Source organism: Pseudooceanicola atlanticus, assembly GCF_000768315.1.
Taxonomy (GTDB): domain Bacteria; phylum Pseudomonadota; class Alphaproteobacteria; order Rhodobacterales; family Rhodobacteraceae; genus Pseudooceanicola; species Pseudooceanicola atlanticus.
On the sequence record NZ_AQQX01000038.1, the window covers coordinates 1 to 5,516 of the forward strand.

The window sequence follows — 5,516 nt, forward strand, 5'->3', positions numbered from 1 at the left end:
GGTGTGTATGCTTCTGATTGTCCGTTTCGGCCATTCCTGGCTTCTACTGGATCAAATCAAGCCTATCGGGCAATTAGTACTGGTCAGCTGAGTACGTTACCGCACTTACACCTCCAGCCTATCGACGTGGTCGTCTACCACGGCCCTCAGGGATACCTTGTTTTGAGGGGGGCTTCCCGCTTAGATGCCTTCAGCGGTTATCCTGTCCGATCATAGCTACCCAGCACTGCCGTTGGCACGACAACTGGTCCACCAGTGGATCGTTCACCCCGGTCCTCTCGTACTAGGGGCAACTCCTCTCAAGTATCCTACACCCACGGCAGATAGGGACCGAACTGTCTCACGACGTTCTAAACCCAGCTCACGTACCTCTTTAAACGGCGAACAGCCGTACCCTTGGGACCTGCTCCAGCCCCAGGATGAGATGAGCCGACATCGAGGTGCCAAACACTGCCGTCGATATGGACTCTTGGGCAGTATCAGCCTGTTATCCCCGGCGTACCTTTTATCCGTTGAGCGATGGCCCTTCCACTCGGGACCACCGGATCACTATGGCCGTCTTTCGACTCTGCTCGACTTGTCAGTCTCGCAGTCAGGCTGGCTTCTGCCATTGCACTCAACGAGCGATTTCCGACCGCTCTGAGCCAACCTTCGCGCGCCTCCGTTACGCTTTAGGAGGCGACCGCCCCAGTCAAACTACCCGCCACACAGGGTCCCGGGCCCCGATAAGGGGTCGCGGTTAGACATCAAGCGAAGCAAGGGTGGTATCTCAAGGGAGGCTCCACCGAGACTGGCGTCCCGGTTTCGAAGCCTACCACCTATCCTGCACATGCTTGGCCTGATGCCAGTGTGAAGCTGTAGTAAAGGTGCACGGGGTCTTTCCGTCTAACCGCGGGAAGCCTGCATCTTGACAGGCAATTCAATTTCGCTGAGTCGATGTTGGAGACAGCGGGGAAGTCGTTACGCCATTCGTGCAGGTCGGAACTTACCCGACAAGGAATTTCGCTACCTTAGGACCGTTATAGTTACGGCCGCCGTTTACCGGGGCTTCAATTCGGAGCTTGCACCCCTCCTTTTAACCTTCCGGCACCGGGCAGGCGTCAGACCCTATACGTCGTCTTGCGACTTCGCAGAGCCCTGTGTTTTTAGTAAACAGTCGCCACCCCCTGGTTTGTGCCCCCAGCCAAAACTTGCGTTGAAACTGGGCCTCCTTCTCGCGAACTTACGGAGGTATTTTGCCGAGTTCCTTCAACATCGTTCTCTCAAGCGCCTTGGTATTCTCTACCAGTCCACCTGTGTCGGTTTCGGGTACGGTCCTACGGAGGGCTATTTCCAGGGACTGCTAAACGGCCCGACCAATCCGATAAGGTCGAACAATCTTCGCAATCCGTCACCATCTCCTGGCCCAGGAATATTAACCTGGTTCCCATCGACTACGCCTTTCGGCCTCGCCTTAGGGGCCGGCTTACCCTGCTCAGATTAGCTTTAAGCAGGAACCCTTGGACTTTCGGCGACAGGGTCTCTCACCCTGTTTGTCGCTACTCATGTCATCATTCTCGCTAGTGATCTCTCCACGGGATCGCTCACGCGCCCGCTTCATCGAAAGCTCCTTGCGTCCAAGTCCTTCCGAAGAAGGATAAGGACGCATGGAACTATGTCACACTACGCTCTGCTACCATGCACTATGTGCATCCTCAGCTTCGGCTCATGGCTTGAGCCCCGTTACATCTTCGCCGCAAGACAGCTTATTTAGACCAGTGAGCTGTTACGCTATCTTTAAAGGATGGCTGCTTCTAAGCCAACCTCCTGGTTGTTTTGGCCGTCTCACCTGCTTTCCCACTTAGCCATGAATTAGGGGCCTTAGCTGGAGGTCAGGGTTGTTTCCCTCTCCACTACGGACGTTAGCATCCGCAGTGTGTCTGCCATCTAGTACTCCCGGGTATTCGGAGTTTGGTTAGGATCAGTAAGCCTGTGGGGCCCCATTACCCATCCAGTGCTCTACCCCCCGGGGTATTCGGATGACGCTCTACCTAAATAGATTTCGCAGAGAACCAGCTATCTCCGAGTTTGATTGGCCTTTCACCCCTAGGCACAACTCATCCCGACCTTTTTCAACAGGTGTGGGTTCGGACCTCCAGTAAGTGTTACCTTACCTTCATCCTGGTCATGCCTAGATCACTCGGTTTCGGGTCTGATCCATCTAACTCGACGCCCTATTAAGACTCGCTTTCGCTGCGCCTACACCTAACGGCTTAAGCTTGCTAGATAGACCAAGTCGATGACCCATTATACAAAAGGTACGCCGTCAGCACTCGAGGTGCCTCCGACTGATTGTAGGCGTCCGGTTTCAGGTACTGTTTCACTCCCCTCGTCGGGGTGCTTTTCACCTTTCCCTCACGGTACTGGTTCGCTATCGGTCAGTAAGGAGTACTTAGCCTTCGAGGGTGGTCCCCCGATCTTCAGACAGGATTTCACGTGTCCCGCCCTACTTAATACGTCCAATCGAGCTTCCTATACGGGGCTGTCACCCGCTATGGCCACGCTTCCCAACGTGTTCTAGTCACTCTCATGGCTCGGCTGGTCCCCGTTCGCTCGCCGCTACTAGGGGAGTATCATTGATTTCCTTTCCTCCGGGTACTTAGATGTTTCAGTTCCCCGGGTTTGCTCTTAAAACCCTATGTATTCAGGTAATAAGTACCTGTTTCAGAACGATATTGAGTGGCCGAAGCCAACAATATCAAACTGTCAGGTGGGTTGCCCCATTCGGAAATTCATGGATCAAAGCTTATTCTCAGCTCCCCATGACTTATCGCAGAGTATCACGTCCTTCATCGCCTCTTACTGCCAAGGCATCCACCAAACGCCCTTCTCGTGCTTGATTTGATCCAGAAGAAGACAGGCTTGCGCATGTCGCGGTCGTTAAGCGGGCTGGTTGGTCCGCCGACCTCTGTTCCGGATCAAAAGCATACTATCCCGCTCGAACCGGATCGGTTCGAACTTGTGGCAACTTCCTTAGAAGTCGCCTGGTTAGTGTACTTGACTTGGACAACGGTTGTTCTTTTCGAAGGGTAAACCTCAGATGGCCCGGCTAGGACCAAAATCAGCGTGCCCGAAGGCGCCCAACGTTCCTGCTGCTTACTTACAGCCGGAAACAACGTTGTGTTGATTTCTCTCTATACGATGTCAATGCGTCCGATTGGACGGAAGAACACCAAGTTGGTGCTCTTCGATCAAATCGAAGTCGATGTGAAGTGGTGGAGCCTAGGAGGATCGAACTCCTGACCTCCTGAATGCAAATCAGGCGCTCTCCCAGCTGAGCTAAGGCCCCACGTTGAATTGCTCCGCAATTCAACGAGTGCGGCAGCGTATCGCGTAGCGATGCGCGAGAGGCACCCGGTGCAAATCTAGGAGCTTGTCCGGCCAGCTATCGGTGATTGCGCACAATCACCTACCGCGCACCGTGTGGTGCAAACGGAGATGCCGGCCGCTTTTCAGCAAAGCTGAAAAGCTTGGTGGGTCGAGGAGGACTTGAACCTCCGACCTCACGCTTATCAGGCGTGCGCTCTAACCACCTGAGCTACCGACCCATACGGGCGGTGGCCCGTGTTCTTGTCTGAAGAGATATGAGGACGGCCTGGTCCGTCTGATATAGACCGGCAAAGGTACCGGTCTTTGCTAAGTGTTTCACGAGTGATGCAAGCATCGCTTCCAGAAACATCCTTAGAAAGGAGGTGATCCAGCCGCAGGTTCCCCTACGGCTACCTTGTTACGACTTCATCCCAGTCGCTGAGCCTACCGTGGCCAGCTGCCCCCTCGAAAGGTTGGCGCACCGTCTTCGGGTAAACCCAACTCCCATGATGTGACGGGCGGTGTGTACAAGGCCCGGGAACGTATTCACCGCGTCATGCTGTTACGCGATTACTAGCGATTCCGACTTCATGCTCTCGAGTTGCAGAGAACAATCCGAACTGAGATATCTTTTGGGGATTAACCCACTGTAGATACCATTGTAGCACGTGTGTAGCCCAACCCGTAAGGGCCATGAGGACTTGACGTCATCCACACCTTCCTCCCGCTTATCACGGGCAGTTTCCATAGAGTGCCCAGCCGAACTGCTGGCAACTAGGGATGTGGGTTGCGCTCGTTGCCGGACTTAACCGAACATCTCACGACACGAGCTGACGACAGCCATGCAGCACCTGTCACTGCGTCCCCGAAGGGAACGGTCCATCTCTGGACGTGGCACAGGATGTCAAGGGTTGGTAAGGTTCTGCGCGTTGCTTCGAATTAAACCACATGCTCCACCGCTTGTGCGGGCCCCCGTCAATTCCTTTGAGTTTTAATCTTGCGACCGTACTCCCCAGGCGGAATGCTTAATCCGTTAGGTGTGTCACCGAGCAGCATGCTACCCGACGACTGGCATTCATCGTTTACGGTGTGGACTACCAGGGTATCTAATCCTGTTTGCTCCCCACACTTTCGCACCTCAGCGTCAGTATCGAGCCAGTGAGCCGCCTTCGCCACTGGTGTTCCTCCGAATATCTACGAATTTCACCTCTACACTCGGAATTCCACTCACCTCTCTCGAACTCAAGACTACCAGTATCAAGGGCAGTTCCGGGGTTGAGCCCCGGGATTTCACCCCTGACTTAATAGTCCGCCTACGTGCGCTTTACGCCCAGTAATTCCGAACAACGCTAACCCCCTCCGTATTACCGCGGCTGCTGGCACGGAGTTAGCCGGGGTTTCTTTACCAGGTACTGTCATTATCATCCCTGGCGAAAGTGCTTTACGACCCTAGGGCCTTCATCACACACGCGGCATGGCTAGATCAGGCTTGCGCCCATTGTCTAAGATTCCCCACTGCTGCCTCCCGTAGGAGTCTGGGCCGTGTCTCAGTCCCAGTGTTGCTGATCATCCTCTAAAACCAGCTACTGATCGTCGACTTGGTAGGCCGTTACCCCACCAACTATCTAATCAGACGCGGGCTGATCCTTCACCGATAAATCTTTCCCCCGAAGGGCGTATGCGGTATTACTCACCGTTTCCAGTGGCTATTCCGCAGTGAAGGGTACATTCCCACGCGTTACTAACCCGTCCGCCGCTAGACCCGAAGGTCTCGCTCGACTTGCATGTGTTAGGCCTGCCGCCAGCGTTCGTTCTGAGCCAGGATCAAACTCTCAAGTTGAAAAGCTGTTACCAGCTTATCCTTGACGTTCGAACCTCTGCACATCTGTGTCCCAGCCGGCTGGCCGGGACGTCTCTGTTTGTTGTGCTTCTGGTTTTCATCAGAAAACCGGAAACCGTCCAAACAGTGAAGCTGACACTCCATCATCGACCGAAGCCTAGGAGCGCGAGTTATGTGCAGTTGTTTGTTCATCGAAATGAACCAAACCGCCCACATATCTCTTCAGATACCATCGATTTTAAATAGCGTGGAGACAAAATCTACCGGAAGCGCCCCTTTACTTTGTGGCGCAACCCGCGTCAAGTCTCTCCGTGTTTTTTTGCCTCGC

Annotated in this window: 2 tRNA genes and 2 rRNA genes; all 4 read right to left on the minus strand. The window is 54.2% G+C overall.

Going from position 1 to position 5,516, the window contains the following annotated elements:
- Positions 1-52: 52 nt before the first annotated feature.
- The 4 genes from ATO9_RS23180 to ATO9_RS23195 all read right to left on the minus strand — a co-directional run bounded on the left by ATO9_RS23180 (position 53) and on the right by ATO9_RS23195 (position 5,188).
- A 23S ribosomal RNA gene (locus ATO9_RS23180) occupies positions 53-2,881 on the minus strand.
- Between the two features lie 371 nt (positions 2,882-3,252).
- Positions 3,253-3,328 (minus strand) — tRNA-Ala (locus ATO9_RS23185).
- Between the two features lie 182 nt (positions 3,329-3,510).
- Positions 3,511-3,587, minus strand: a tRNA-Ile gene (locus ATO9_RS23190).
- Between the two features lie 137 nt (positions 3,588-3,724).
- Positions 3,725-5,188 (minus strand): 16S ribosomal RNA (locus ATO9_RS23195).
- Together the 16S and 23S rRNA genes with 2 tRNA genes alongside form the textbook arrangement of a ribosomal RNA operon.
- Positions 5,189-5,516: the final 328 nt, after the last annotated feature.